Raw genomic sequence first — 24,179 nt, forward strand, 5'->3', positions numbered from 1 at the left:
ATATTGTGGGAGAGTATGTCGTCGCCTTTCTTTTGAAAAACCCTGTTTCTAAACGAAACGGGGTTTTCTGTTTTTATATGATTTTTAAAAAAGCTGTCCCATTATTGGATAACAGCTTCAGTCCGGTAGAAAGCCGCGTTAGTGATGGAAGCGGCATCCTTTTGCGGGACACTCAAAACTTCTTTTTTACCGTACCCTTCTCCCGCAAAAGATACAGCGGACAGCACGGCCCCAAGGGAAACGCCGTAAGTATCTGCAGTCTTGAACCTATAAGTGTTAAATTATAGTCAATTGTCTACGGTTAGATATTGATACTTTAGACTTTTTGGATTTGAATGAGTATTTTTGTGTTTAAATTACTTTTTAAATATGAAGAAAAATATTTTATTGTTAGCACTTCTTGCTGTTACAGGCTTAAGTGCGCAACAACGTCCAAAGTTAGTTGTGGGTATAGTTGTCGATCAAATGAAAATGGAATATTTATATCGCTTTTCAGATGATTTTTCTCCTAATGGCTTTAAAAGATTAATGAATGATGGATTTACTTTCCAGAATATGCATTACAATTATATGCCAACTTATACTGCTCCTGGACATGCTTCAATCTACACTGGTACAACTCCAGCTACACACGGAATTGTGGGTAACGAATGGTTTAGCAGAACTCTTGGAAAAGAAATGTATTGTACAGATGATGCTGGAGTAAAAACAGTAGGTGACGGTACAGTAGAAGAGGGTGCTATGTCTCCTAAAAATCTTCAAAGTACTACGATTACAGACGAAGTTAGAATGGCAACTAATTTTACTGGAAAAGTTATTGGACTAAGCTTAAAAGATAGAGGTGCTATATTACCAGCAGGACATTTTGCTAATTGGGCATTTTGGTATAGTAAAACAGGTTCTTTTATTTCTAGTACTTTTTACGGTGAAAAACTGCCAGAATGGGTTACCGAATTCAATAATGAAAAAAACTACTTAAAATATATTAATAAAGGATGGGATCTGTATAAACCTGCTTCGGTTTACAATGAGAGCCTTCCAGATAATAATCCATACGAAGGTAAATTATATGGAAATGCTGCTCCTGTTTTTCCATATGATTTAAAATCAATGTATGAGAAAAATGATGCTGGAGTTATAAGAGCTACTCCTTTTGGGAATGATCTTTTAGCTGAGTTTGCAAAAAGAGCTATTGAGAAAGAAGAATTAGGGAAGGATAATGTTACTGACTTCTTAACAGTTAGTTTTTCTTCTACAGACTATGTGGGACACTTACTTGGCCCAAGATCTATGGAACTTCAAGATACTTACTTGAGATTGGATCAAACGATTGCCGATTTTTTAGCTTATCTTGATAAAACAGTTGGTAAGGGTAATTATTTACTTTTCTTAACAGCAGACCATGCTGGTGCAGAAAATGTAATCTATCTTAAAGATCGTAAATATAATGTAGATAATTATCCTTCAAAAGAGGTTAAGAAAAGCTTACAGGATTTCTCTACTAAGACATTTGGTGTAGATTTAGTTCAAAATTACTCAAACTTTAATGTTTTCTTTAATAAGCAAGTTATTAAGGACAAGAAATTAGACCTTGATAAAGTTAAAGATGCTTTTAAAAAGTTTTTAATCACTCAACCTCAAGTTAAAAAAGTTTATACAGAGGAAGAAATTTTAGCTAATGCTGGAAATGACTATGCTCTTAATTTTGTTGCAAAAGGTTATGATGTTACACAAAATGGTGATTTAGTTATTGTAGATAAACCTGGAATGATAGAATATACACCAACAGGAACATCACATGGAACTATTTATAGCTACGATACGCATGTTCCAGCTATTTTCTATGGTTGGCACATCAAAAAGGGTGAATCGTATGATAAAAAAGCGATTACGGAAATTGCTCCAACAATTGCTCAAAAAATTAAAGTTACTTTTCCTAATGGAACCGAGGCAAAAGTTATGACTGAAGTTCTTGACAATAAAAAATAAATAGATTATTATTTAGAAAAACTGTCTTCAGGGCAGGTTTTTTTATGCCATAAAAAAGGCTTTTCAATTAAGAAAAGCCTTTTGTAATAGTGACTTAGTAAGCACTTATTTAAGTATTAACACTATGCGTTTGCTAATACTATTTCTTCGTTAAAAGGAAGATTCCAAGCTTCTGCAACTCCTTTGTAAAGGATTTTTCCATTAGCTACGTTTAATCCTTTTTTCAATTCTTCATTTTCTGCGCAAGCTTTTTCCCATCCTTTGTTTGCTAATTGTACAGCATATGGTAAAGTTGCATTTGTTAAAGCTAAAGTAGAAGTGTAAGGAACAGCTCCTGGCATATTAGCTACACAGTAGTGAACGATATCATCAATAATGAAAGTTGGGTTTTCATGAGTTGTAGGAGTACAAGTTTCTATACATCCTCCTTGATCTACCGCTACGTCAACAACAACAGTTCCCGGACGCATTAATTTAAGCATATCACGAGTAATTAAGTGAGGTGCTTTTGCTCCTGGAATTAAAACAGCACCAACGATTAAGTCAGCATCTTTAATTGCTCTTGTAATATTGTAGTGGTTAGACATCTCTGTGTTTACGTTTGCAGGCATGATATCATCCAATTGGCGTAAACGAGGTAGGCTTAAGTCCATAATAGTAACTTGAGCACCTAAACCAGCAGCCATTTTTGCAGCTTGAGTTCCTACAATTCCTCCACCTAAAACTAATACTTTTGCAGGTGGTACACCTGGAACTCCTCCTAAAAGGATTCCTCTTCCTTTTAATGGTTTTTCAAGGTATTTCGCTCCTTGTTGGATAGCCATACGACCAGCAACTTCAGACATTGGAACTAATAATGGTAAACTTCTGTCTGTCTTTTCTACAGTTTCGTAAGCTAAACAAACAGCTCCTTTTTCTAACATTGCATGTGTTAATTCTTCTGACGAAGCGAAGTGGAAGTAAGTGAATAATAATTGATCTTTTTTAATCAATGGGTATTCAGAAGCAATTGGTTCTTTTACTTTGATGATCATTTCTGCAATAGCATAAACTTCTTCAATTGTTGGTAAAATAACTGCACCAGCTTGTGCATATTCTTCATCGGTGAAACCACTTCCTAAACCAGCAGTAGATTGAACATAAACTGTATGTCCGTGTTTTTTCATTTCAGAAACGCCTGCAGGAGTTAAAGCAACTCTGTTTTCGTTATTTTTTATTTCTTTAGGAACACCTATTATCATTTTGTTATATTTTTTTGTTTTTATTGAAATTGTTTTACAAATCTACAGATAGAGAATAAATTATGGTTTAATGCTTAATAAATAAGAAAACATTATTTTATTTTTTACTTTTACAGAAAAATATTCTGTTTTTGGTCTGAATTTATTCTTCAAAAAGAAAAAAAGACTAAATCTATCTAATTTTAATAAAACGTTTTCGTTATGGCTTTAGATGAAATTGACAAAAAAATCCTACGTCTTTTGCAGGAAGACGCGCACTATACTTTAAAAGACATCGCAAACAAAATAAACTTGTCTTTAACACCAGTTCATGATCGGGTGAAACGTCTTGAAAAAGATGGCATTATAGAAAAATATGTGACGCTTCTAGACAAGAAAAAACTCGGAAATAATTTGACCGTTTACTGCCAAGTTACGCTTACAAAACAGACTTACGATACATCGGAAGGATTTAACCAATCGATTTTGAATTTGCCTGAAGTAGTAGAGTGTAATTATGTTTCAGGAAACTTCGATTATATGCTGAAAATTATAATTCCAGACATGGAAAGTTATCATCATTTTCACCAGAAAAAATTATCGGTTTTGCCCGAAGTCTCTTTGATCAATACTGTTTTTGTTATTTCAGAAGTGAAAAGTACGACTGTTCTTCCGATTTAATAAAAAAAACCATCAGAAAATCCCGATGGTTTTTAGCAAAAAAGTTAGTTTGGTTGAATTAATAATAAGTATAACGTCTTACTTTGGCAATATATTTTGCTAAACGAATAACTTGATGGCTGTAACCATATTCATTATCGTACCAAATATATAGCACTATATTTTTTCCATCTTTCGAAACAATTGTAGCATTGCTGTCGTAAATTGATGGAGCTGAAGTTCCTACAATGTCGGACGAAACTAATTCGTTGTTTAAAGAATATTTTATCTGCTCTACTAATTCTCCTTCAAGAGCATATTTTTTCATGATTTTATTAATTCCTGCAATTGATGTTGCTTTTTTAACTTCTAGATTTAAAACAACAAGAGATCCATTAGGGACAGGAACACGAATCGCATTTGAGGTTAATTTGCCTTCCAATGATGGTAAAGCTTTTGCAACAGCACTTCCTGCGCCAGTTTCGGTAATCACCATATTCAAAGCAGCTGCTCTACCGCGACGGTATTTTCTATGCATATTATCTACCAAATTTTGATCGTTGGTGTAAGCATGAATGGTTTCTAAATGTCCTTTTACAACGCCAAGAGTTTCTTCAATCACTTTTAAAATTGGAGTGATGGCATTTGTTGTACATGATGCAGCTGAAAAAATATTTACTTCATCAGGGTTAAATTCATTATGATTTACACCATGTACAATATTCGGTACACCCTTTCCAGGAGCAGTCAGTAAAACTTTACTAGCTCCGTTTGATGTTAAATGTCTTTTTAATGCTTCTTCGGTAGTAAACGCTCCAGTGTTATCAATTACTAAAGCATCATTGATTCCATAGACAGTATAATCGATTTCTTCTGGGGAATTTGCTGTAATGATATGAACAGTTGTTCCGTTTATAATTAAGGCATTATTTTTAGAATCGGCTATTACAGATCCTTGAAAATCTCCGTGAATTGAGTCATATCGCAATAGAGAAGCTCGTTTCTCTAGGCTTGTAGCGTCATTTTTATCACGTGTTACAATTGCTCTTAATCGCAATTGATCTCCTTTTCCAGTTTTAGACATTAGCTCTCTCGCCAATAGACGTCCAATTCTTCCAAAGCCATACAAAACAATATCCTTAGGCTTAATTTCTTTTGAAGATTTTGCTTTTTTCAATTTTTCAATAACAAAATATCTTGCATCAGGATATTTCTCATCTTCTAAGCGATATTCGTAAGTTAGTTTTCCCAAATCTATTTTTGCTGGCGGAAGATCTAGAGATAATACCACTTTTGCGATTTCAACCGAATCAAAAATACTGATTGGCTTACCTACGAATTCACCAGCATATTGATGAAGATTGATAATATCGCTAACGTTTTTATCCAATAACTGATTTTTGAATAAAACCATCTCGATTGATTTGTCATACCATAAATCGCTTATGACTTTGATTAATTCGACACCCGCTTTTCTTCGGTCGACTTGTAAGGATACCTCTTTTTGGTACAATGATTTGTTACTCATAATTGAAAAAATAAAATGCTCACTATTTTAAAATTTTGCGCAAAAGTATCTATTTCAATCGATTTCGTAAACTATTTTAGCATTTATTTTTGAAAATAAAAAAGCCACCTTATTTTATTAAGATGGCTATTTTTTAGTTTTCAATCACTGTCCCAGTTTTTAATAACTGATAACTGGGACTGAAAACTGCGACTTATATAATAATTCTGAAAATCTCTCCGTTTCTGTTGATCATTTCAATTCGAACGCTTTGTCCTTCGTCTTTTTTACTTAAAAGTTTTGAAACCGTTTCAACGTTTGTTGCTTTTACATTATCAATGCTTAGAATAATATTTCCTACTAATTCATTTTGATATTGCATTAAATTCTCATTGCTGATGTTTTTAATTTTAACGCCATAATCGATTCTGAATTTTTTCTTGTCAGCAGCATCAATATTTTCTAATTCAATTCCTTTAAATTCAGCGCTGTAAAACTCATTTTTGCTTAAAGTAACAGGGACAGTTTTAGTTTTTCCGTCTTTAATGTAAGTTACTTTTACAACATCATTTGGACGTTTTGTATTGATGTAGCCAGATAAATCTGCATAAGTTGCAATATTTTGATCATCCAATTTTACAATGATATCACCTTTAGTTAGACCAGCTTTTTCTGCGCCAGAATTTTTAGAAACTCTATTAATGTAGAATCCTTGCGTTTCTGTTACTCCCAATTCTTTAGAAGCTGTTGCATTCAATTCGCCACCTTCAACACCAAGAATACCTCTTTGAACATTTCCATATTCCATAATATCCTCAATAATTTTACGAGCTATATTAGAAGGAACAGCAAAAGAATATCCAACATAAGAACCTGTCATTGAAGAAATCATGGTATTAATTCCAATTAATTCACCTCTTGCATTTACTAACGCTCCACCGCTATTACCTGGGTTTACTGCAGCATCAGTCTGAATGAAAGATTGGATTCCGCTTTGGTCTAAATTTCTAGCTTTAGCCGAAACAATTCCAGCAGTTACAGTAGAAGTCAAGTTATAAGGATTTCCAACTGCCAATACCCATTCTCCGACTTTTACGTTATCAGAATTTGCAAAAGCAGTATAAGGAAGTTTTTCATCAGCATTGATTTTCAAAAGGGCAATATCCATTTTTGAATCCGTACCGATTAACTTCGCTTTGTATGATTTTTTATTATTTAAAGTAATTTCAATTTCTGTGGCATCTTTAATTACGTGATTATTCGTAACAATGTATCCGTCTTCAGAAATAATAACACCAGAACCAGTTCCTACTTGTTCTTGCTGTTGCTGTCCGCCATATCCGTAGAAAAATTCAAGCATTGGGTTGCTAATAGTTCTTCTAGAAACATTTTTTACGTGAACAACAGTATGAATTGTTTTGTCTGCGGCTTCGGTAAAATCTAGTATTTCAGCACCTAAACCAACATTTTTTCCATAAGAATTAGGGGCAAGAGTTACAACAGAATTTCCTTTTCCAAAAAAAGAATTGTTGCTTTCAAATAATAACTTGTAAGCACCAAGAGTAATAGCACCACTTAACAATGACACTAAAAATAAGGCTGAAAATCTTTTCATATTAGAATTTGTAATTAAGTTATTAGAATTTAAGTTTCATGTTTTATTTAACGTAAAATTACTTCAAAAAATTATTTGTAAAAACGGTTTAACGCTCTTTAACAATGATTAACATTTCATTAATTAATAGTTCGTACTTTTGTATTTCTAATGACAAAAAAATGCAAATAGAATTTTATAAATACCAAGGAACTGGGAACGATTTTGTAATGATTGATAACCGTACAAATTTCTTTCCAAAAGATGATGTAAAACTTATTGAAAGACTGTGCGACAGACGTTTCGGAATTGGAGCAGACGGATTAATTTTACTCGAAAATGATTCTGAAACTGACTTCAGAATGGTGTATTATAACTCAGATGGAAATCAAAGTTCGATGTGTGGAAACGGCGGACGTTGCCTTGTTGCTTTTGCCAATCAATTGGGCGTTATCGATGACAAAACCACTTTTATCGCAACCGACGGATTACATCATGCTTCTGTAAATGCAGACTCTATTGTTTCTTTACAAATGATTGATGTAAACGAAATTCAGAAAAAAGATTCTTATACTTTCCTAAATACAGGCTCTCCGCACCATGTTCAGATTGTAGATGATCTAGAACATTATAATGTAAAAGAAAACGGAGCCGCAATTCGTTATGGTGAATTGTACGGAGAAAAAGGAAGCAATGTCAATTTTGTTAAAAAAGTAGATAACGATACTTTTTCTTTAAGAACTTACGAACGTGGTGTAGAAGACGAGACCCTTGCTTGCGGAACTGGCGCCACTGCTGTTGCCATTGCCATGAATGCGATTGGAGAAACCGATAAAACTTCAATAAATTTAAATGTTGAAGGAGGAAAATTGGTAGTTTCTTTCGATAAGAATAATGGCGGTTACACAAACGTATTCTTAACAGGACCTGCAAAATTCGTATTCAAAGGAACAATTGAGATTTAATTTTATAAATCTCAAGTTTTAAATTCCAAATTCCAATCAATCTAAAATCTACAATCTAAAATATCAAGATGATTACATTAAAAGGCGATTCGATTTATTTGCGTCCACTTGAGCCTCAAGATTTAGAGTTCATTTACTCTATAGAAAATGACGAAAATATTTGGGAAGTTAGTAATACGCAAACTCCTTATAGCCGTTTTTTGATTAAACAATATTTAGAAAATGCACATCAGGATATTTATGAAGCAAAACAGCTTCGTTTGGCTATCTGCCAAGATGAAGATTTTCCTGCTATCGGATTGATTGATTTATTTGATTTTGATCCTAGAAATAATAGGGCAGGGATTGGTATTGTTATTCAGAAAGAAGAAAATCAAAGGAAAAATGTTGGTTCTGAGGCTTTAGGGCTTTTAATAAAATATTCTTTTTATAATTTAAATCTTCATCAATTGTATGCAAATATTGGCGTACAAAATGTAGCAAGTCTTGCACTTTTTACTAAATTTGGTTTTAAGAAAATCGGAATCAAAAAAGACTGGATCTTGTATCATAACCGCTATCACGATGAAGCAATTTATCAGTTAATTAATAAACAAATCTAAATTTTAAGCTTTGAGTCTAAAAAAAATAATCACGATAAGTGCCGTAGCCATCATTTCAGTTTTATTGATTTATGGTTTTATATTAATCAGTAAAATATTTAGTTCTAATACTAAATTTGAAGAAAAGGAAGTGTATGTCTATGTGCCGACAGATGCCAATTATGCTGATGTAAAAAAGATATTAGCACCTTACATAAAGAATTTTGACAACTTTGAATTGGTTGCCGAAAAAAGAGATTATCCGCAAAATGTAAAATCTGGACGTTTTTTACTGAAAAAAGATATGAATAATATCGACTTAGTAAGAGCAATGCGTTCTAATATTCCTGTTAAGTTGGTTTTCAATAATCAAGAAAGATTAGAGAATTTTGCCGGAAGAATCGGAGCAGAAATTGAAGCAGATAGTTTGTCACTTCTAAAAGCGATAAAAGATTCTACATTTTTAGCAGCAAACGGATTTAATGAAGAAAATGTTTTTGCAATGTTTATTCCAAATACTTATGAAGTTTATTGGAATACTTCAGCTGAAAAGTTCCGTGATAAAATGATAAAAGAATATCATAATTTCTGGACACCTGAAAGAATCGAGAAGGCAAAGAAACAGGGATTAACTCCAGTTCAAGCTACAATTTTAGCGTCAATTGTGCATAAAGAATCGGTTAAAAAAGACGAAAGGCCACGTATTGCAGGAGTTTATTTGAATCGTTTACGTTTAGAAATGCCTTTGCAGGCTGATCCAACCGTTATTTATGCTTTAAAATTAAGAGACAACAATTTTGATCAAGTTATTAAAAGAGTGTTTTATAATGATTTGGTAATGAGATCCCCATATAATACTTATGTGAACAAGGGACTTCCTCCTGGACCAATCGCAATGCCTGATATTACAGCATTAGAAGCTGTTTTAAATCCAGAGAAGAACGATTATATTTATTTCTGCGCTAGTGTTGATCGTTTCGGATACCATGAATTTGCGGCGACATTGGCAGAACACAATGTAAATGCAAAAAAATATTCTGACTGGATAGCAAGTCAAGGTGTGACAAGATAAATTTGATTCTTTATAAGATTAGAAACCGAAGTAACATTTACTTCGGTTTTTTTTGTTTTTTCGAATGCAAAAATTGGATTGAAATCGAAAATTTATGAATTTATTATTTTGAGTGTTTTTTATAATGGAGTAATAAAAAAATAAACATTTTTTAATGTAGAATTTTATAAAATTCAAAAAGAGGTTTTCAAGATTTGGATAGAAAATCAAATTTTTATTATAAGAAAATTCATTCTTTTTGATGAAATTTGCTTAAAATTTATATAAAATGCGATTTTTTTTGATCTTAATTTTTGGTTTTTAAAGTTAAAAAAAGAGAACTAAAATCTCTCGGAATCCATTACTATAACTGGGATGAAAGCACTTTACGATTTTACGTGTAAAATGCTAAATTGTTGATTTTGAGTATATTTTAAAAATAACTTATCTTTGCACCGTAGAAATTTCAAGAGGGTGACAGCGTCTTGAAGAAAAACAATTTATGATAAAGAAATGGTATTTTTATGCGAGTTTAGTCGTTATTATTACATTTTTAAGTTTGGGATTTATTCCCTCTAACCACGAAACCAAACCTTGGTTTTTAATTGAAAAAACAGATGGATCAGAATATATTTTTCCATCTAAAGAAAAAGATGATTATCCGAAAATCGCAAATGTCCCATTCACAGGAAATCGTCTAATAGGATTTAAAGAAGCAGTTGCTTTTAAAGAATCACAAGGGCAGTACAGATTAGTAAACACTCTTGGTTATATGGGCAAATATCAATTTGGTTCTAAAGCTTTGAGAGCAATCGGAATTAATGATACTAAAGCCTTTTTAAAAGATCCTGCTCTACAAGAAAAAGCTTTTATGGCTTTACTAGCCAAAAACAAATGGATTTTACGTAACGAAATCGAAAAGTACGAAGGCAAAATCGTCAGCGGTATTGAAATTACCGAATCTGGAATTTTAGCTGCAGCGCATTTAGGCGGGGCAGGTTCTGTAAAGAACTTTTTCAAAAACAAAGGAAGCAGGCATTTTAGAGATGCTTTTGGAACTTCTTTGAAAAGCTACATGAGAGATTTTGCAGGTTACGATCTTTCTTTTATAGAAGCTGATAGTAACGCAACAGTAAACGACTAAATTAAAAGAGGTTGTTTCGCAATAGGTGAAACAACCTCTTTTTCTATTTATTTTCCATATCGGTAATACTGAGTACTGAGACTGAGACTGCAAAACTCAATCTATCAAAGCTTCTAAGATTTTTATTGCCGCTTCACTAATTTTAGTTCCAGGCCCAAAAACTGCCGATGCACCCGCATCAAACAAGAATTGATAGTCTTGAGACGGAATTACACCACCCACAATTACCATAATGTCTTCTCGTCCATGTTTTTTTAATTCTTCTATCACTTGAGGCACCAATGTTTTGTGACCAGCAGCAAGTGATGAAACACCTAAAATATGAACATCATTCTCCACAGCTTGTTTTGCTGCTTCTGCCGGAGTTTGAAATAATGGGCCTATATCAACATCAAAACCAACATCGGCATAACCTGTTGCGACTACTTTTGCACCACGGTCGTGACCGTCTTGTCCCATTTTAGCAATCATAATTCTAGGACGTCTTCCTTCTTGTTTGGCAAAAACATCTGCTAGTTGTTTTGCTTTTTCAAAATTCTCGTCATTTTTTATTGCTGCACTATACACTCCGCTAAAAGATTTAATTTGCGCTTTAAAACGGCCAAAAACAGTTTCCAATGCATTACTGATTTCGCCTAATGTTGCTCTGTTCCTAGCGGCTTCAATTGCATTTTCTAATAAGTTCCCTTGTCCTGTCTGCGCACAATGGATTAATTTTTCTAGTGACTTATTTACTTTTTCAGAATCTCGCGTTCGTTTTATTTCTTCAAGACGTTCAACCTGTTGTTTGCGAACCAATTGATTGTCTACATCCAAAATATCCAACGGATCTTCCTTCTCTAAACGATATTTATTCACACCGACAATAATATCTTGCCCGCTGTCAATTCTTGCTTGTTTTCTTGCCGCAGCTTCTTCAATTCTAAGTTTCGGAATTCCGGCTTCAATTGCTTTTGTCATTCCGCCGAGTTCTTCTACTTCTTCAATTAATTTCCAAGTCTTTTCTACGATGTCATTGGTTAAACTTTCAACATAGTAACTTCCAGCCCAAGGATCGACTGTTTTAGTGATTTTAGTTTCTTCTTGAAGAAATATTTGAGTATTTCTAGCAATTCTGGCAGAGAAATCTGTTGGAAGCGCGATTGCTTCGTCTAAAGCATTGGTATGAAGCGATTGTGTTCCGCCAAAAGCCGCTGCTGCCGCTTCTATACAAGTTCTAGCAACATTGTTAAACGGATCTTGCTCTGTCAAGCTCCATCCGCTGGTTTGGCAATGCGTTCTTAATGCCAAAGATTTATCACTTTTTGGATTGAATTGCTGTAATAATTTTGCCCAAATCATACGCCCAGCTCTCATCTTGGCAATTTCCATAAAATGATTCATTCCGATTGCCCAAAAGAAAGATAATCTTGGAGCAAATTCATCAATCGTCATTCCTGTTGATAATCCGGTTCTGATGTATTCTAAACCATCTGCCAAAGTATATGCTAGTTCAATATCAGCTGTTGCTCCAGCTTCCTGCATATGATAACCAGAAATGGAAATAGAATTGAATTTTGGCATTTTTTTGCTCGTAAATTCAAAAATATCAGCAATGATTTTCATCGAAGGAGTTGGGGGGTAGATATAAGTATTTCTAACCATAAACTCCTTTAAAATATCATTTTGGATTGTTCCCGATAATTTTTCTGGACTAACACCTTGTTCTTCAGCAGCAACTATATAAAAAGCCATAATAGGTAAAACAGCTCCATTCATAGTCATGGAAACTGACATTTCATCTAGCGGAATCTGATCGAAAAGCACTTTCATGTCTTCAACAGAATCTATTGCGACACCAGCTTTTCCCACATCGCCAACTACTCTTTCGTGATCTGAATCGTATCCGCGATGTGTTGGTAAGTCAAAAGCAATAGAAAGTCCTTTCTGTCCTGCTGCTAAATTTTTTCGGTAAAAAGCATTGCTTTCTTCTGCTGTCGAAAATCCAGCATATTGACGAATAGTCCACGGACGTCTCACATACATCGTGGCATATGGTCCGCGTAAATTTGGTGCAAAACCGGCTCCGAAATCAAGAAATTCTAATTCTTCGATATCTTTCTCAGAATAGCTTTTTTTGATTTCAATTCCTTCGGCCGTCGTAAAGTTATCTGCCAAGTTTTCTTGACTTTCAGCTTTCGGCTTTTGACTTTGAAGAGTTATATGTTTAAGGTCTTTTCTTATCATTGAGACACTTTTTTTGAATTTTAATTAATTACGTTAAAGATTATTCCAGTTCTAATAGTTCCTGTTCAAGTTGCTCTGCCAATCTTTTTTCTATAATTGGCGTAATTAATGTTTTTCTTGGTTTGATTTTTACAAAAGGAAACAATTCTAAATCGTGTTTCATTCTGTCTTCTTTATTTGGATATTTATTTGTGCCTAAAAGAATTTCTTTTTTAGAATCGAATAATTCCTGTTCTTTATTGGCACTTTCCTGAATTTTCTTTTTGATTGTGCCATCATTCAGAAGTTTCAAGAAACCTCCATTGGCTTCAATATCTTTAAATAATGCCAAACTTTTTTCTGCCAATTGCATTGTTAAACTTTCGATGTAATAACTTCCGTCAGCTGGATTGTCTACTTTGTCAAAATAACTTTCGTGTTTTAAAATTAAAAGCTGATTTCTAGAAATTCGATCTCCAAATTCATTGTCTTTATGATATAATGCATCGTAAGGCAAATTTGCAATTGCATCTGCGCCACCCAAAATGGCTGACATGCATTCCGTTGTAGTACGCAGCATATTCACATTATAATCGTAAATGGTTTTATTGCGTTTTGTAGGTGTTGCCAATACATGGCATTGAATTTTTGAATCGTATTCTGCAGCAATTAAATCAAAAAGCATTCGAAGCGCACGAAGCTTTGCAATTTCGAAGAAATAATTTGTTCCAACAGAAACTTGAAAAACCACAGATTTTGCTATATTAGAAAAACGATTTAAATATTCGTTTGCATGCGCTAAACTATAGGCAATTTGCTGCGTAATATTAGCTCCAGAATTTTGATACAATCCTAAATCTACACTTAGCAGATTTAAATTGGTCGTATTTTTAAAAAGTAAATCTAATGTTTCAAAATTATTTTTTTCCGAAGTACTAAACCAATTTCCTTCTCTTGCCAATTGCCCAATGGGGTCAAAATTGCAATAAAAATTAGCTTTTTTCTGGATTGAAATCGTATCTAATTTTTTAACGAAATCGATTGAGATAAAACTGAAATTAAAGTAGACGTTTTTGTTTTCTAAAGGAAGATTCTCTAATAATTTTTGAACATCAATTTTATCATTTTCGATTGTAAAACGAAGGCTTTCTGCACCTCTTTCTAAAGTGTTTAAAGCGCGTTCGATAGATTTTTCTACATCAAAAACAAAGATATTTTGGCAGATTTTAAAATCTGAAGCTTGGGTGTTTACATTTGCTGCCTTTGTAAATTCGTCACGGTGATAAAAAGGCTTTACCTGAATATCTTCTGGAGAATTCCAAATAACGGTTTGATTGTAATCGGCTCCATCCAATTCAAACTGAATTTTTTGTTTCCATTGTTTGGATGAAATCGGATTAAAATCGTCGAATAGGTTAGTGGCCATTGTATTTTGTTTGATTATTCTTTTTCTTGAATGGTATCTCCTTCAAATTGTATGATGTAAATATCTTCGCTGTCTTTTTTCATAAAATACTTTTCGCGAGCGTATTTCTCAATTTGTTCTGGATTTTTGAGCTGTTTGATCTGCTCTTGATCTTTTTTGATTTCTTCCTGATAATACTTTTTATTATCCTCGAGTTCGTGTATCTGCTGATCGAGAAAACGATGATCAAAATAGGAGTAATTGTCTAAAAATAACATCCAAACTATAAAAAACAGCAAAACCCAAACGTATTTGTTACCTAGGTATTTGAACCATTTTTTGTCTTTGTATGGATTTTTAAATTTCATTTTAAACGAATATTTCTTTTGAATTTGAGTGTTGTCTCTAACCCCGATAGAAACCGGTATTCTTTTTTGGTCTCGTTCCTTTAACGAGATCAAAAAAGATAAAGGCGAAAGCGGGTAATCAGCTCCTAATTATTATGGTTTAAATTTACGATAAAAATTATGAAATTCTCTGATTAATTACAGCCCGAACTACATCAATTGCTACTGTATTGTATTTGTCATTCGGGATGATGATGTCTGCAAAAGCTTTAGATGGTTCTATAAATTGCTCATGCATAGGCTTTAAAGTGGTTTGGTAGCGGTTTAAAACTTCATCAATATCACGTCCGCGTTCTGAAATATCTCTTTTTAAACGGCGAATTAATCTTTCGTCAGAATCGGCGTGAACGAAAACTTTTATATCAAACATGTCTCTCAATTCAGGATTGGTCAAGATTAAAATTCCTTCTACAATCATTACTTTTCTAGGATGTGTCGAAATAGTGTCATCGGTTCTGTTATGCTGAATAAAAGAATAAACAGGTTGATCGATTGTCTCGCCTGCTTTTAGCGCCTTTAAATGCTTTACCAACAATTCGAAATCAATCGCGCGAGGGTGATCAAAATTGATTAATGCTCTTTCGTCAAATGACAAGTTATCAGTTTGTTTATAATACGAATCTTGAGAAATTACCCCAACTTCTGTATGTGGCAATTCGTTCATGATTTGATGTACTACTGTTGTTTTTCCACTGCCAGTTCCTCCTGCAATTCCTATAATGAGCATAAATTTGATGTTATAATTTGTTTCGCAAAAATAATAATTTAACTGAATCGCTAAACATTTAAAATAATTTAACCATATAAGTAATGTAAGTAAATTTAAGCTAGAAAATATTTAAACAAAATGTTACTTAACTAATATTACTGCTGTTATATTGATAAAAGACAGAATTATTTGTTTTAAACCATATAAGTGATATGAGTGAATATAAATAGTTAAATTCTTTGCGCTTAATGAACTTGCATTTTTTCGCAGAAAGAAATTGCTTGCTAAACTTATAATCTCTTAAATGAACTTATATGATTAAAAAATAAAAAAAAATCCCGAAAGCGAACCTTCGGGATTTTGTGCAATCAGTATAGTTTAAAAAAAATATTCTGAATTTAGTAAGCACTTGTAATTATTTATTCTTTTTTGCTTTAATCATCATTTCAAGCTGATCCCAAAGTTCTTCTGGAATTGCTTCTAATAAATTGAATTGTCCAGCGCCTTTTAACCATTCGCCTCCATCAATTGTGATTACATCTCCGTTGATGTAAGATGAAAAATCAGAAACTAAATAAGCAGCTAAATTGGCCAACTCCTGGTGATCTCCAACTCTTTTTAACGGCACTTTTTTAGCCATATCGAATTTCTCTGAAAGATCTCCTGGCAATAATCTGTCCCAAGCACCTTTTGTAGGGAATGGTCCAGGAGCAATTGCGTTAGAACGAATTCCGTATTTTGCCCACTCTACAGCAAGACTTCTTGTCATTGCTAAAACTCCCGCTTTTGCAGTAGCACTAGGAACCACATAAGCAGATCCTGTCCAAGCGTAAGTAGTTACTATATTTAAAATCGTTGCCGAAGTTTGTTTAGTGTCAATCCAGTGTTTTCCAAAAGCTAAGGTACAGTTTTTAGAACCTTTTAGTACGATATCTATCACAGTATCAAATGCATTTGCAGATAATCTTTCGGTTGGCGAAATAAAATTTCCTGCTGCATTATTTAAAAGAACATCTACTTTTCCGAAAACTTTTAAAGTTTCCTGAAGCATGTTTTCTACTTCTTCATAATGGCGAACATCACATTGAAGAGGAAGACATTTGCCTCCAGTTTGGCTTTCCAGTTCGGCAGCTGTAGTTTTTAACTTCTCTAAATCTCTAGAAGTTATGGCTACTTGAGCTCCTAATTCGAGAAAATATTTGGTCATAGCTTTGCCTAAACCGCTTCCGCCGCCTGTAACGACAATGACTTTGCCTTTTAAAGCATCATCACGCAACATTTTATCTGTGTAGCTCATATTTTTTCTTTTTTTTACAATATTAGTTAAATAAAATAGGATGCACGCATAACAATGTTATAAAATTTTGAAAAATTTTATATATCGCATAATTTTTTTGCTGCAGATTCAAGTGTGAAGTCGTCTTTGGCAAAGCAAAAACGAATTAATTTTTGATCCTTATGATCTGAATAAAAGGTCGAAATAGGAATTGCAGCCACGCCATGATCGATAATTAGGTTTTTACAAAAAGTTACATCGTCATCATTTGAAATATTAGCATAGGAAGCAACCTGGAAATAAGTTCCTTCGCAAGGTTTTAGTTCAAAACGGCTATTTTGAAGCAGCTTCTGAAAATAATCTCGTTTTTCCTGATAGAATTTTCCAAGAAGATTGACATCAACAACATCTAAATATTCGCTAATGGCAAACTGAGAAATACTATTCACGCTGAAAACCAAAAACTGATGCACTTTTTTGATTTCTTTCATTAAATGTTCTGGAGCAATGGTGTAACCAATTTTCCAACCTGTTATATGAAATGATTTTCCGAAAGAAGAAACCATGACACAGCGCTCTAATAGAAAATCTTTAGTATGTGCCGAAATATGTTTTTCTTCGAAAGTTATGTATTCATAAACTTCATCAGATAGAATGATAATGTCTGGGTATTTTTCAAGAAGATTTTTTAACTGAACAAAATCATTTTCGGTTAAAATTTTTCCAGTAGGATTATGCGGATTATTGATAATCATCATTCTGGTTTTGGCAGAACATGCTTTTTCAATTCTTTCCCAATTTGGAGTGTAATCGTCGTTAAGTGCTACTCGAACAGGTTTTGCTTTACAAAGTAAAACAGGAGATTCGTAAGAATCATAACTCGGATCGAGAATTACAACTTCGTCATTTTCTTTGACCAAAGCTAATATAGTAGTAAAAATTCCTTGAGTTGCTCCAGCGGTAACCAAAAGTTCTAAATCAGGATTAATCGTTCTATTGTATGAATCCTGAGTCAGCTTCGCAATTTTATTCATCAACGGCGGATAGCCCGCCATTGGAGTATATTGATGCACATTTTCCTTTGCTAATCTTGCAACTATATCGGTCAATCTTTCATCAACAGGAAAATTTGGAAATCCCTGCGAAAGATTTATCGCATTGTATTCAGCTGCCATTTTTGACATTACCGTGAAAATGCTTGTGGTTACGTTTGGGAGTTTGCTCATAATGAAGTTTGATTTGGAGAAAATGTCTTATATGAAATGAAACAATTAAAACTCTAATTAATTGTTATAGGAATAACATATAAAACCCTAACATCTTGTCCTTCGAGTTTACCAGAAATCCATTTTGGTGATGACTTTAAAACTCTGATTGCTTCTGTACCGGTATTAAACCCAACGTCCTTTATGATTTTTATATCATTCAATGAACCATCTTTTTCTACTACAAAAGTAGCAACCACTTTACCTTTTACATTGATAGGTTTCTCCTTCGGAATAATGTAATTTTGAGAAATGTATTTGTAAAACTCATTTAGCCCTCCTGGAAATTCGGGTTTAATATCTATTCCTGCAGTGTTGTAAAGGTGATTTTCATCGTCAGAAAGAACGCTAACGGTTTTATTTGCTTGAGAGAATGTATTTTGTCCTACAAAAAGTAAAATCAGAAATAAAAGCTTTTTCATTATGATAGTTTTAAGGTTAGCTTACATTTTATGAATAATAAAAATCGCAGGACGTTTATCAATGTCAATTTTTAATTTTTTCCAATCAGAAACTTTCATGGTTTTTATGAATTCTGTTGGCAAAGTAATATCCGCTGCAATACAAAGATGTGTCGCAGGACTTAAAATCTGTAAAAGATCTTCAATTAATTTATTATTTCTGTAGGGAGTTTCAATAAATAGTTGCGATTGATTTTTATCATAAGATAATTTCTCAAAATGACGAATTGCCGATTTTTTTTCGTCTTTGTCAATTGGTAAATATCCGTTGAAGGTAAAGCTTTGTCCGTTCATTCCAGAAGCCATCATGGCCAATAGAATAGAAGAAGGGCCAACTAAAGGCACAACTTGAATTCCTTTTTCGTGAGCCAGTTTTACTATTGCTGCGCCTGGATCTGCAACTCCTGGACATCCAGCTTCACTCATTAATCCCATATTCGTTCCTTCCAGCAAAGGTTTGATGAAATCATTGTGTTCGCTAGTTTCAGTTCTTTTGTTTAAAGTAAAAAGCACCAATTCGGACTGTTTTTTTTCTGGATAAACTGCTTTAATCGATTTTCTGGCAGTCTTATCATTTTCAACAATATAATGGTCGATAACTTCTATCGTTCTTCTAACAGTCTGAGGTAAAACATCCATCGGATCGCTTTCGCCCATCGTGGTTGGAATTAAATATAGTTTTCCGAAAGATTTCATAATGTGTTATGTTTAAAAATTAAAAAATTCAATTATCTCTTTTTTAGAAACAATTGAATTGGATTAGGAGTGTTTTTTTAGAAGTTGGTCTGCAATTAAATCAGTCACTTCGTCTAGCATTTTATAAACGTTTTCAAAACCATTGGCAGAACCATAGTACGGATCAGGAACGTCTACATTTTCGTCTGGGAATAAATCGTTTAAAATCAAACGGACTTTGTTTTTTTGTTCTGGAGTTTTGGCTAAATGAATAACATCGCGAAAATTCGAATTGTCCATTACATAGATATAATCAAACTCATCAAAATCAGAGACTTTTATTTGTCTTCCTTTTTGTGCGCTGATATTGATTCCGTATTTTTTGGCAACTTCAATAGAGCGTTTGTCAGGGCAATGTCCAACATGCCAAGAACCTGTTCCGGCAGAATCAACTAAAAATTTATCTTGAGGTAATTTAGAGGCTAAAATTCCTTCTGCTAAAGGTGATCTGCAGATATTCCCTAAACAAACCATTAAGATTTTTACAGGCATGGCGCGTATTAAAGCGTTAGTTTTTTATTGATGTCTTCAACAAACTTTTTGAATTGTTTGTCTGTAGAAACTAAGTTGTCGACTGTTTTACAAGCGTGAAGAACAGTTGCGTGATCGCGATCTCCAATTTGCGAACCAATATTAGCCAAAGAAGCTTTAGTGAATTTTTTAGCAAAAAACATGGCTAATTGTCTTGCTTGCACAACATGCCTCTTTCTGGTTTTAGATTGAAGTGTTTCAATGTCTAATTGGAAATAGTCTGAAACAATTTTTTGGATATAATCGATAGAGATTTCTCTCTTTACGTTTTTAACAAATTTCTCTACAACACTTTTTGCCAGTTCAATCGTAACTTCTTTTTTGTTGAAAGAAGACTGGGCGATTAACGAAATAATAGCTCCTTCAAGTTCTCTAACGTTTGTTTTGATGTTACGGGCAACATATTCTAAAATATCTTCTGGCATTTCTACACCATCACGGTATAAAATGTTTTTTAAGATTGAAATGCGTGTTTCGTAATCCGGCTGATGCAATTCTGCCGACAATCCCCATTTAAAACGAGACAATAATCGTTGTTCGATATCCTGCATATCAACAGGAGCTTTATCTGAAGTTAAGATTACTTGTTTTCCGTTTTGGTGCAAATAGTTGAAAATGTGGAAGAATACATCTTGTGTTCCTGATTTTCCAGATAAGAATTGAACATCGTCAATAATCAAAACATCAATTAATTGGTAAAAGTGAATGAAATCATTACGATTATTCTTTTTTACAGAATCAATGTATTGCTGCGTAAAAATCTCAGCAGAAATATATAAAACGGTCTTTTCTGGATATTTATCTTTTACTTCTACACCTATAGCATGCGCTAAGTGTGTTTTTCCTAAACCAACTCCTCCAAAAATCAATAACGGATTGAATGAAGTTCCTCCTGGTTTGTTGGCAACTGCCATACCAGCAGAACGAGCCAATCTATTTGAATCTCCTTCTAAGAAATTGTCAAAACTGTAGTTCGGATTTAACTGAGACTCAATTTTTAAATTTCTGATTCCAGGAATTACAAACGGATTTTTTAGTTCAGGATTTAAGTTTTTAAATGGAGCATCAACCTCTTGCGGTTTCATTGGCACTCTATTGGCACTTGGCAGCTGCTCGGTAAACGGCTGTTTGTTGCCATAAGTGTTCTCCATTTTAATTTTATAGAGTAACTTTGCGTTTTTTCCCAGTTCTTTGGTAAGCGCAACTTTCAATAATTTTACGTAATGCTCTTCGAGCCATTCGTAGAAAAATTTACTTGGAACCTGAATGTATAATGCGTTATCGGTTAGCTCAACTGATTTGATTGGTTCGAACCAAGTTTTATATGCTTGGTCTTGAATATTATCCTTTATAAAGGACAAACAGTTTTCCCATACCGATTGAGCAGTTTTAGTCATAGATTCAGAGTAAATTTTTATTATTGTTATAAAGATTCTCCTAATAAAAATGGAGCAATTTTATTCCGTATTTCGGGATAACAAATATGTGAACAAATTTCTGTAAAAAAAAATATTTTGGTATCTAATTTTATAAAAAAAAGTTGTAATGAGGCTTTTTAAATTCGAATTTTTTTAATATTTTATAAATGAAAAATCATCAGACTCAAGTGCGAGTTCGTTACTCAGAAACTGACCAAATGGGAGTCGTTTATCACGGAAATTATGTGCCTTATTTTGAGATAGGACGCGTGGAATGGCTTAGAAATAAAGGGGTTTCGTATAAAAGCATGGAAGAAAGCGGAATTGGCCTTCCTATTGTCAACATGAATATCAACTACAAAAAATCGGCGCGATATGACGAACTTTTAACGATTCATACGACATTCAAAAGTCACTCTTCTGTGAAGATCGAATTTGACTGCGCAATCTATAATGAGGCAAATGAGTTATTAACAACTGCGACTTTTATTTTAGTATTTGTTGCGTTAAAAACAGGTCGTCCAACAGCTCCTCCAGAATACATTTTAGACATATTCAAATCACTAGAAGAAAAGTGTTAAAACTGCCTTCAATTTGATGTTAAATTATATAAATTTAATATCAATTTCGAACATTAAATCAAAAATGCTGAATACTGTTTCGGCATTTTTTTTTCTCGTTTTTGTCACAATTTTACCAATTGGCAGTCCGGAAACTTCATCCATTTCCATTTCCTGAGACACAATTTCTAATTTCTTTTCTTTGATAACTCGCATTACTTTATTCATGTTTTTGTAATCAAACGAAATTAGAAATTCGACATCAATTGTTTTTTCTACAATCTCACAAACTTCCAAAGTCAGTTGAGCAGTGGTTCGATAAGCGGCAATTAAGCCCCCAACGCCTAATTTTATTCCGCCAAATATACGAACCACAACAACAAGAACGTTGGTTAAACCAAAAGATTGTATCTGTCCGTAAATTGGCGCGCCAGCCGTGTTGCTTGGTTCGCCGTCATCGTTGGCACGATACGAAATTTTATTTCCTACGCCAATTTGGTAAGCATAACAATAATGAACGGCGTGCGGATGCTGTTTTTTAAGTTCTTCAATAATGGGTTTTACTTCATCTTCATGATCTATCGGAAAGGCATAGCCAAAGAATTTACTGCCTTTTTCCTTAAACAGTATTTCTTCAGATGCATCTGCAATAGTTTGATAAGTATCGTTAATTTCCAATTTTAAGATTTAATTTTTTTTTAGCCACAGATTAAAAAGATTAAAAAAGATTTCTTTTTTGTTTTTTAAAAGAAAATCTATGGAAATCTTTTTAATCTGTGGCTATGTATTTTTTAAGAGAAATATATGCTTTATAATAATCCTTTGGTAAATAAATCTACAACGTCTTCTTTTCCAACTTGAAGATTCCAAACTTTAATTCCTAAGGCCGCAGCGCTATCGGTGTTTTCTGTCTTGTCGTCAATAAACAAAGTATTTTCGGCAACTAGATTGTTTTGTTCCAGGACAAATTGATAAATCTTCGGATCTGGCTTTCTCATTCCGATATCAAAAGAAAAATATACTTTTTCAAAACACTCATAAAAATCCTTGTAGAAAGAAACGCCACTTTTTTCTTCAAACGTATTGATGTGAATAGAATCTGTATTGCTTAACAGAAACAAACGATATTTTTTTGATAATTCTTGAAGGAATTCCAGACGATAAAAAGGAAAATCTGCCAGAACAGCATTCCAAGCTTTTAAGATTTCTTCTTGCGAAGCATTGGGCAATTGTTTTTGAAAACCGCCAACGAAATCTTCTGGAGAAATAGCGCCTACTTCAAAAGAAAGGTTTAATTGTTCAAATTCATTATTCCACTCCGTCATTCCTAATTTTTGTAAACCAGAAATTGTGGCAGGCTTGTCTAAATTGATAAAAATGTCTCCGAAGTCAAAAATTATCGCATTAATCATGGTTTTTAATCTGTATTAGTTCGTCGCTTAAAATATTGGTTTTGATATTATTTTTTCTTGAAATACTTGGAGCTTTTGTGCCGTTTGAAAAACTTGTCTTTCCAATAAAAATTCGTGCCTCGTCCCAAAGATTTTCATCAATAAAAGATTGAAGCGTTTGTCTTCCGCCTTCAATAATTACAGATTGAATTTGATTTTGGTATAAAACATCTAAAATCTGAGGCACAATATTTTTGCTGAAATCAATTACTTCAAATTGTGTTTTTTCTGTTGATGATTTTTCTTTTTCGCTAGAAAAAATAATAGTTTTCACAGTGTCATCAAAAATAAAACTGTTAGGATCAATTCTATTATTTCGATCTATGACAATTCTTGTCGGATTATTTCCATCCCAATCTCTTGCGTTTAATTTCGGATTGTCATCAACTACGGTTTGCGTTCCAACTAAAATTGCTTGTTCTTCTGTTCGCCATTTGTGAACCAATTGTCTGGAATATTGATTGGTGATCCAAACCGGTTTTCGATCTTGTGCGCTCACTTTTTCAGAAGCCAGAAAACCGTCCTGACTTTCTGCCCATTTTAAAATTACATAAGGTCTCTTCTTTTGATGAAATGTAAAAAAGCGTTTGTTCAATTCGTTGCATTCATCTTCTAAAACGCCAACCGTTACATTTGCTCCAGCCTCAATTAATTTCAAAATGCCTTTTCCAGCTACTTTTTCGTTGGGATCGACTGTGCCCACAACAACATTCGGAATTTCATTGGCAATTATCAAATCACAGCAAGGAGGGGTTTTTCCAAAATGGCTGCAAGGTTCTAAGCTTACATAAATTGTAGCTTTTTTTAACAGTGATTTGTCTTTTACCGAATTTACGGCATTTACCTCTGCGTGTGGCTCACCAGCCTTCTTATGCCAGCCTTCACCAATAATCTGACCTTCATATACAATCACACTGCCAACCATTGGATTCGGATACGTTGTTCCAAGTCCATTTTGTGCCAGTTCGATGCTGCGTTTTATATATTTTTCATGTATATTCACAGTGCAAAAGTAGTTATTTTTGAGTTTATGATTAAGTTAAGA

At 33.5% G+C, this 24,179-nt stretch carries 24 protein-coding genes; 8 read left to right on the plus strand and 16 right to left on the minus strand.

What is annotated here, in order from left to right:
* The coding region (locus GR162_RS22260; RefSeq protein ID WP_237421343.1) for a hypothetical protein at nt 1–287 on the plus strand (287 nt) is incomplete at its 5' end.
* 82 nt (nt 288–369) lie between these two features.
* Nucleotides 370–1,989 carry an alkaline phosphatase PafA gene (pafA, locus tag GR162_RS09420; protein ID WP_160781952.1) on the plus strand — a complete coding sequence of 540 codons (1,620 nt, stop codon included), beginning with the start codon at nt 370–372 and terminating at the stop codon, nt 1,987–1,989.
* A gap of 122 nt (nt 1,990–2,111) precedes the next feature.
* On the opposite strand, the gene ald is transcribed toward pafA, so the two are convergent.
* Nucleotides 2,112–3,230 (minus strand): alanine dehydrogenase, encoded by a 1,119-nt coding sequence (ald, locus tag GR162_RS09425; protein ID WP_160781953.1) that lies wholly within the window; start codon nt 3,228–3,230, stop codon nt 2,112–2,114.
* 201 nt (nt 3,231–3,431) lie between these two features.
* Here ald and GR162_RS09430 point away from each other — a divergent pair, with 201 nt between their 5' ends.
* A complete protein-coding gene (locus GR162_RS09430; protein WP_008467950.1) occupies nt 3,432–3,890 on the plus strand; it encodes an Lrp/AsnC family transcriptional regulator in 459 nt (152 codons plus the stop codon).
* Nucleotides 3,891–3,948: 58 nt separating this feature from the next.
* Here the strand turns inward: GR162_RS09430 and GR162_RS09435 are convergent, their stop codons facing one another.
* Together GR162_RS09435 and GR162_RS09440 are read right to left on the minus strand one after the other, a co-directional pair.
* Complete coding sequence (locus GR162_RS09435; RefSeq protein WP_066033749.1) at nt 3,949–5,397, minus strand: glyceraldehyde-3-phosphate dehydrogenase; 1,449 nt, start codon at nt 5,395–5,397, stop codon at nt 3,949–3,951.
* A 193-nt stretch (nt 5,398–5,590) separates the two neighbouring features.
* The gene (locus tag GR162_RS09440; protein ID WP_160781954.1) at nt 5,591–6,991 is read right to left on the minus strand and encodes a trypsin-like peptidase domain-containing protein; all 1,401 of its coding nucleotides are present in this window, start codon (nt 6,989–6,991) and stop codon (nt 5,591–5,593) included.
* A 161-nt stretch (nt 6,992–7,152) separates the two neighbouring features.
* Here GR162_RS09440 and dapF point away from each other — a divergent pair, with 161 nt between their 5' ends.
* The 4 genes from dapF (at nt 7,153) to GR162_RS09460 (ending at nt 10,711) form a co-directional block, all read left to right on the plus strand.
* Nucleotides 7,153–7,935 (plus strand): diaminopimelate epimerase, encoded by a 783-nt coding sequence (gene dapF, locus GR162_RS09445; protein WP_160781955.1) that lies wholly within the window; start codon nt 7,153–7,155, stop codon nt 7,933–7,935.
* 68 nt (nt 7,936–8,003) lie between these two features.
* Nucleotides 8,004–8,537 (plus strand): GNAT family N-acetyltransferase, encoded by a 534-nt coding sequence (locus tag GR162_RS09450; RefSeq protein ID WP_160781956.1) that lies wholly within the window; start codon nt 8,004–8,006, stop codon nt 8,535–8,537.
* Between the two features lie 10 nt (nt 8,538–8,547).
* On the plus strand, nt 8,548–9,588 hold the full coding sequence (gene mltG / locus GR162_RS09455; RefSeq protein WP_008467958.1) for an endolytic transglycosylase MltG: 1,041 nt from the start codon (nt 8,548–8,550) through the stop codon (nt 9,586–9,588).
* A gap of 481 nt (nt 9,589–10,069) precedes the next feature.
* The gene (locus GR162_RS09460) at nt 10,070–10,711 is read left to right on the plus strand and encodes a hypothetical protein (RefSeq protein ID WP_008467959.1); all 642 of its coding nucleotides are present in this window, start codon (nt 10,070–10,072) and stop codon (nt 10,709–10,711) included.
* A 96-nt stretch (nt 10,712–10,807) separates the two neighbouring features.
* Here the strand turns inward: GR162_RS09460 and scpA are convergent, their stop codons facing one another.
* The 10 genes from scpA to dnaA all read right to left on the minus strand — a co-directional run bounded on the left by scpA (nt 10,808) and on the right by dnaA (nt 21,102).
* Entirely contained in the window at nt 10,808–12,937 is a 2,130-nt protein-coding gene (gene scpA / locus GR162_RS09465) for a methylmalonyl-CoA mutase (protein ID WP_160781957.1), read from the minus strand.
* Nucleotides 12,938–12,977: 40 nt separating this feature from the next.
* Nucleotides 12,978–14,342 (minus strand): methylmalonyl-CoA mutase subunit beta, encoded by a 1,365-nt coding sequence (locus tag GR162_RS09470; protein ID WP_160781958.1) that lies wholly within the window; start codon nt 14,340–14,342, stop codon nt 12,978–12,980.
* Between the two features lie 14 nt (nt 14,343–14,356).
* A complete protein-coding gene (locus tag GR162_RS09475; protein ID WP_160781959.1) occupies nt 14,357–14,689 on the minus strand; it encodes a septum formation initiator family protein in 333 nt (110 codons plus the stop codon).
* Between the two features lie 157 nt (nt 14,690–14,846).
* Nucleotides 14,847–15,455 (minus strand): uridine kinase, encoded by a 609-nt coding sequence (udk, locus tag GR162_RS09480; RefSeq protein WP_095931868.1) that lies wholly within the window; start codon nt 15,453–15,455, stop codon nt 14,847–14,849.
* A 397-nt stretch (nt 15,456–15,852) separates the two neighbouring features.
* Nucleotides 15,853–16,734, minus strand: a complete 882-nt coding sequence (locus GR162_RS09485; protein WP_008467969.1) for an SDR family oxidoreductase — start codon at nt 16,732–16,734, stop codon at nt 15,853–15,855.
* Nucleotides 16,735–16,811: 77 nt separating this feature from the next.
* A complete protein-coding gene (locus GR162_RS09490; RefSeq protein WP_160781960.1) occupies nt 16,812–17,939 on the minus strand; it encodes a methionine aminotransferase in 1,128 nt (375 codons plus the stop codon).
* A 53-nt stretch (nt 17,940–17,992) separates the two neighbouring features.
* A complete protein-coding gene (locus GR162_RS09495; RefSeq protein ID WP_160781961.1) occupies nt 17,993–18,400 on the minus strand; it encodes an energy transducer TonB in 408 nt (135 codons plus the stop codon).
* Nucleotides 18,401–18,421: 21 nt separating this feature from the next.
* A complete protein-coding gene (locus GR162_RS09500) occupies nt 18,422–19,135 on the minus strand; it encodes an SAM-dependent methyltransferase (RefSeq protein WP_119792665.1) in 714 nt (237 codons plus the stop codon).
* A gap of 63 nt (nt 19,136–19,198) precedes the next feature.
* Nucleotides 19,199–19,666 carry a low molecular weight protein-tyrosine-phosphatase gene (locus GR162_RS09505; protein WP_160781962.1) on the minus strand — a complete coding sequence of 156 codons (468 nt, stop codon included), beginning with the start codon at nt 19,664–19,666 and terminating at the stop codon, nt 19,199–19,201.
* An 8-nt stretch (nt 19,667–19,674) separates the two neighbouring features.
* Complete coding sequence (dnaA, locus tag GR162_RS09510; protein ID WP_008467978.1) at nt 19,675–21,102, minus strand: chromosomal replication initiator protein DnaA; 1,428 nt, start codon at nt 21,100–21,102, stop codon at nt 19,675–19,677.
* Nucleotides 21,103–21,290: 188 nt separating this feature from the next.
* Between dnaA and GR162_RS09515 the strand changes: the two genes are divergently transcribed.
* Nucleotides 21,291–21,704, plus strand: a complete 414-nt coding sequence (locus GR162_RS09515; RefSeq protein ID WP_160781963.1) for a thioesterase family protein — start codon at nt 21,291–21,293, stop codon at nt 21,702–21,704.
* A 24-nt stretch (nt 21,705–21,728) separates the two neighbouring features.
* Here GR162_RS09515 and GR162_RS09520 read toward each other — a convergent pair whose 3' ends face one another.
* From GR162_RS09520 to ribD, 3 genes are all read right to left on the minus strand, one after another.
* Nucleotides 21,729–22,361: a YigZ family protein gene (locus tag GR162_RS09520; protein ID WP_160781964.1), complete on the minus strand. Its 633-nt coding sequence runs from the start codon at nt 22,359–22,361 to the stop codon at nt 21,729–21,731.
* 131 nt (nt 22,362–22,492) lie between these two features.
* Entirely contained in the window at nt 22,493–23,095 is a 603-nt protein-coding gene (locus GR162_RS09525) for an HAD family phosphatase (protein WP_160781965.1), read from the minus strand.
* Nucleotides 23,088–24,137 carry a bifunctional diaminohydroxyphosphoribosylaminopyrimidine deaminase/5-amino-6-(5-phosphoribosylamino)uracil reductase RibD gene (gene ribD / locus GR162_RS09530; protein WP_160781966.1) on the minus strand — a complete coding sequence of 350 codons (1,050 nt, stop codon included), beginning with the start codon at nt 24,135–24,137 and terminating at the stop codon, nt 23,088–23,090. Before ribD ends, GR162_RS09525 begins: the two co-directional genes overlap by 8 nt.
* Nucleotides 24,138–24,179 lie beyond the last annotated feature (42 nt).

Origin of the sequence: Flavobacterium sp. HBTb2-11-1, from assembly GCF_009826975.1 — a bacterium.
Taxonomy (GTDB): domain Bacteria; phylum Bacteroidota; class Bacteroidia; order Flavobacteriales; family Flavobacteriaceae; genus Flavobacterium.

Coding starts and splice junctions, on each gene's coding strand:
- pafA (WP_160781952.1), top strand. CDS start 370: ATGAAGAAAAATATTTTATTGTTAGCACTTCTTGCTGTTACAGGCTTA.
- ald (WP_160781953.1), bottom strand. CDS start 3,230: ATGATAATAGGTGTTCCTAAAGAAATAAAAAATAACGAAAACAGAGTT.
- GR162_RS09430 (WP_008467950.1), top strand. CDS start 3,432: ATGGCTTTAGATGAAATTGACAAAAAAATCCTACGTCTTTTGCAGGAA.
- GR162_RS09435 (WP_066033749.1), bottom strand. CDS start 5,397: ATGAGTAACAAATCATTGTACCAAAAAGAGGTATCCTTACAAGTCGAC.
- GR162_RS09440 (WP_160781954.1), bottom strand. CDS start 6,991: ATGAAAAGATTTTCAGCCTTATTTTTAGTGTCATTGTTAAGTGGTGCT.
- dapF (WP_160781955.1), top strand. CDS start 7,153: ATGCAAATAGAATTTTATAAATACCAAGGAACTGGGAACGATTTTGTA.
- GR162_RS09450 (WP_160781956.1), top strand. CDS start 8,004: ATGATTACATTAAAAGGCGATTCGATTTATTTGCGTCCACTTGAGCCT.
- GR162_RS09460 (WP_008467959.1), top strand. CDS start 10,070: ATGATAAAGAAATGGTATTTTTATGCGAGTTTAGTCGTTATTATTACA.
- scpA (WP_160781957.1), bottom strand. CDS start 12,937: ATGATAAGAAAAGACCTTAAACATATAACTCTTCAAAGTCAAAAGCCG.
- GR162_RS09470 (WP_160781958.1), bottom strand. CDS start 14,342: ATGGCCACTAACCTATTCGACGATTTTAATCCGATTTCATCCAAACAA.
- GR162_RS09475 (WP_160781959.1), bottom strand. CDS start 14,689: ATGAAATTTAAAAATCCATACAAAGACAAAAAATGGTTCAAATACCTA.
- udk (WP_095931868.1), bottom strand. CDS start 15,455: ATGCTCATTATAGGAATTGCAGGAGGAACTGGCAGTGGAAAAACAACA.
- GR162_RS09485 (WP_008467969.1), bottom strand. CDS start 16,734: ATGAGCTACACAGATAAAATGTTGCGTGATGATGCTTTAAAAGGCAAA.
- GR162_RS09490 (WP_160781960.1), bottom strand. CDS start 17,939: ATGAGCAAACTCCCAAACGTAACCACAAGCATTTTCACGGTAATGTCA.
- GR162_RS09495 (WP_160781961.1), bottom strand. CDS start 18,400: ATGAAAAAGCTTTTATTTCTGATTTTACTTTTTGTAGGACAAAATACA.
- GR162_RS09500 (WP_119792665.1), bottom strand. CDS start 19,135: ATGAAATCTTTCGGAAAACTATATTTAATTCCAACCACGATGGGCGAA.
- GR162_RS09505 (WP_160781962.1), bottom strand. CDS start 19,666: ATGCCTGTAAAAATCTTAATGGTTTGTTTAGGGAATATCTGCAGATCA.
- dnaA (WP_008467978.1), bottom strand. CDS start 21,102: ATGACTAAAACTGCTCAATCGGTATGGGAAAACTGTTTGTCCTTTATA.
- GR162_RS09515 (WP_160781963.1), top strand. CDS start 21,291: ATGAAAAATCATCAGACTCAAGTGCGAGTTCGTTACTCAGAAACTGAC.
- GR162_RS09525 (WP_160781965.1), bottom strand. CDS start 23,095: ATGATTAATGCGATAATTTTTGACTTCGGAGACATTTTTATCAATTTA.